Origin of the sequence: Methylobacterium sp. WL103, assembly GCF_008039885.1 — a bacterium.
In the GTDB taxonomy this organism is placed as follows: Bacteria; Pseudomonadota; Alphaproteobacteria; order Rhizobiales; family Beijerinckiaceae; genus Methylobacterium; species Methylobacterium cerastii.
On sequence record NZ_VRUX01000551.1, the window covers coordinates 1 to 2,773 of the forward strand.

General features: G+C 66.4%; 3 protein-coding genes and 1 pseudogene. 1 reads left to right on the forward strand and 3 read right to left on the reverse strand.

Annotated features, from left to right (window positions below; all coding sequences use genetic code 11):
- Positions 1–74: 74 nt before the first annotated feature.
- Positions 75–308: pseudogene (locus tag FV222_RS22165) on the reverse strand (hypothetical protein); the annotation flags it as partial.
- Between the two features lie 186 nt (positions 309–494).
- Between FV222_RS22165 and FV222_RS22170 the strand changes: the two are divergent.
- Positions 495–803, forward strand: coding sequence for a hypothetical protein (locus FV222_RS22170; RefSeq protein ID WP_246685598.1), 309 nt, complete (start codon positions 495–497; stop codon positions 801–803).
- A 20-nt stretch (positions 804–823) separates the two neighbouring features.
- Here FV222_RS22170 and FV222_RS22175 read toward each other — a convergent pair whose 3' ends face one another.
- Both FV222_RS22175 and FV222_RS22180 read right to left on the reverse strand, forming a co-directional pair.
- On the reverse strand, positions 824–1,234 hold the full coding sequence (locus FV222_RS22175) for a hypothetical protein (protein ID WP_147815657.1): 411 nt from the start codon (positions 1,232–1,234) through the stop codon (positions 824–826).
- 2 nt (positions 1,235–1,236) lie between these two features.
- Positions 1,237–2,773: hypothetical protein (locus tag FV222_RS22180; RefSeq protein WP_210248505.1), on the reverse strand; the 1,537-nt coding region annotated here is incomplete at its 5' end.

Sequence of the window (2,773 nt, forward strand, 5' to 3'; positions counted from 1 at the left end):
TCGGGCTAGAAAAGCATCTCGTCACCGCAAAACATCCAGATCGGCGCACGGTCATCCCCTCGGTCAGCCGGCCTTCAGGAAGACGACGCGACCGAAATACAACGCCGAGCCTCCACCGAGCGCTTACGCACCGTCAGCAGCACCGACGAGGGCACGATGCCGAGCAGCTGGCCGCCGATGAACGTCCCGATGCTTGACCCGAGGGCCATCGTCAGCAGGAACAAGCGGTTCCGGCCGAGGACGTCGAGGCTCTGATCCCGGCTGTAGCGCGTGAACCCGACGATCATCGTCGGCAGGCTGACAGCGAGGACAAAGCGCATCGTGATCGAAGGCGGCCTGTGCCTGCTTGGCTACCGCTATTCCGCGGAGCGAAGCGCCAACGCCTACCTCACCGCCACCATGATGAGCAGCGCTAGGCCGGCCGTCGTGATGACGTTGCCAGAGCCTGACTACGAGAGCGAAGCAATCTGGAACAGGGCACACTAAGCGCAACCATGGCACATCCGCCAACGTTCTGGCTTTCGACCCGGATCAACCGGGCGTCTCGGGAGAACCTGATGTTGGTACGCTTTGGGGTCGGCTTCGCGCTTGCCACGTTCGTTGCGAGCACGGCCATGGCCGCTCCTGTGTCCTCCGAGGATAAGGCCTCCATGCAGTTGCTGTGTGCTGGCGACTTCACGACCCTTTGCGCCGGTCTGCCGCCGGAGGACGGGCCTGAAACGCGAGCTTGTTTCGCCAAAAACATGTCCAAGCTCTCACCTGGATGCCGCGACGCCATCGAGACCTACAAAAAGAAGGGCTGAGTCCGCAGCAAGGCTCGGCATTAGCGTCCTCCGACCATGTTGAGCAGCGCCACGCCGGCAGCCGCCACGACATTGCCCCGGCCGCCCCAGGGAAGGGGAGCGAACGGGATCACCGAGCACTCAGCCGCCACGACCGGCAGCACGACCTCCGGCGCCTCGGCCTCCCGGTCCCCGTCGTTCCCTCGCATCCACACGACCTGACTGACGTGGTGGTTCTCAGGGGCGGCGAGGGCGGGTTCAGCATCCCCGCCGTCCTCGGCATCGGCGTCGCCGTCCATGCGATCCAGCACCGCAATGATATGGTCGGCTGCATCCAGGGCGGTTTGTAGGGCCTCGCCGAGGCGAGTGCGGATCTCCGCCTCCCCCATCGGCGCCGGTTCGACAGGGGCGACCACCTTGGGCCGCGGGGCGAATGTGAGGACGTTGCTCATGGTCAGACTTCCCCGCCGTTGCCAGACAGCCGTTCTTCCTCGGCGAGAATGGCCGTTCCGATGATGATGCGGTTCTGAGCATCGTGCGCGAGGCGGGCCATCTGCGCGAGGTTGCGTGCGGCCACGCCGAGACCGCTCATGAGGTCGCGGAACTCGTCCTCGGGCTGGTCTCGAAGAAAGGCCGTCAGATCTTCCCGTCTCGCGCACAGCATCACGAACCCCAGCCGCAGCCACCGAAGTGACCCGTTCGCCGCCTCGATCCACTCCGCCTTCGACGGGATGGGACAGGGGCCGTTGGGGTCGGTTGGGACGAACGGCGTTGCCGCCAGCCGAATTTGTGCCGCCTCGTCCGTCTCCGCGGGATCGTCAGCCGTGGAGTGAAGGGCGAGACGCGCGGCGTTCCCGGCGATGGCTCCCAAGATCTCGCCCAGGGTCATTCCACCGATCACGCCCACGTTTTCGGATGCCCAGCGCTGGGCGTGCCGGATCACGGCCACAAGGCCGGAAATCGTCGTCGGAGATGTCTCAAAGACCGCGTTCCAGGCTTCCGTATCCGCGTGGCAGGCCGTCTCCCAAGCCTCCCGCACAGGCACCATCGCAGCCTCGGACGTATCCAGCCCTTTCTCCTGGCGCCACGCCTCATCGGCGAGGTTGCAGATCTCCGTGAAGGCGGCGCGGGCCGTGATGTGCGCCTGGATCGCGCCGAGAGCGGGATCGGCGGTGTCGTCCACCGAGAGAGGCGCCGATCGGCAGAGCCGGTCCACATCGTCTCGGATCGCATTCAGATGCTCGACGTGCATCCGATCCAACATGCTGTCCGCCATCATCGGCAGCAGGTACGTCAGTTTGGCGCGGAGGTCGGCGAGCGAGTGTGCTGGCGCATGGGCTACGGCGTGCTCGGCCTCAATCTGCATGTCGGCGTCGCGGTCGCATTCCTCGTTGGTCTCGTCGCCGCGGAGCTTCGTCGCTTCCATGACCTCGCCGTGCCGCATGATGGCGGCCCGCATCTCGGCCGACACCGCACTCGGCAGGGCTTCGTCATCAAGGGCAGCCGCAGCCGCCGCTTCACGCGCCCGGTCCCTGGCCGCGGAGATCTCGTCACCCGTCTTAGACTGCGCAGGCTTGGCTTCCGTCGCGGCCTCTAGCTCGCGCACCGGCTCACCCTCCCGCTGAGGCACCAGCACGCCGACGACGGTGCCAACCATCTTCTGGCGCAGGTGGTCGGCGTCGTAGGGGCCATCGCTCGCGTAGACCGTCCCGGCACCGACGCGGTTGACCGGATCGACCCACCACTGCGGCTCACCCTGTCCGCCGATCTCGCGGAAGTGGGTCAGCATCACGTCACGGGTGCCGCCGTGCCACTCAATCACGCATAGTGCCCCGTGCGTCAGCTCGCGCCGGGACGGATCGAAGACGACAGTCTCGCCCTTCCGAACCAGCGGGTAGGCGCCAGCATCCTTGACGTACTGCTCGCCCATGCCCTCGGGGCACTCGCTCAGGATCGGCAGCTTGGGCGGGCGGGGGCCATACTTCGAGGGG

Bases quoted from the DNA above. Each gene is read 5' to 3' on its own strand.
- FV222_RS22170 (WP_246685598.1), top strand. From the start codon at position 495: ATGGCACATCCGCCAACGTTCTGGCTTTCGACCCGGATCAACCGGGCG.
- FV222_RS22175 (WP_147815657.1), bottom strand. From the start codon at position 1,234: ATGAGCAACGTCCTCACATTCGCCCCGCGGCCCAAGGTGGTCGCCCCT.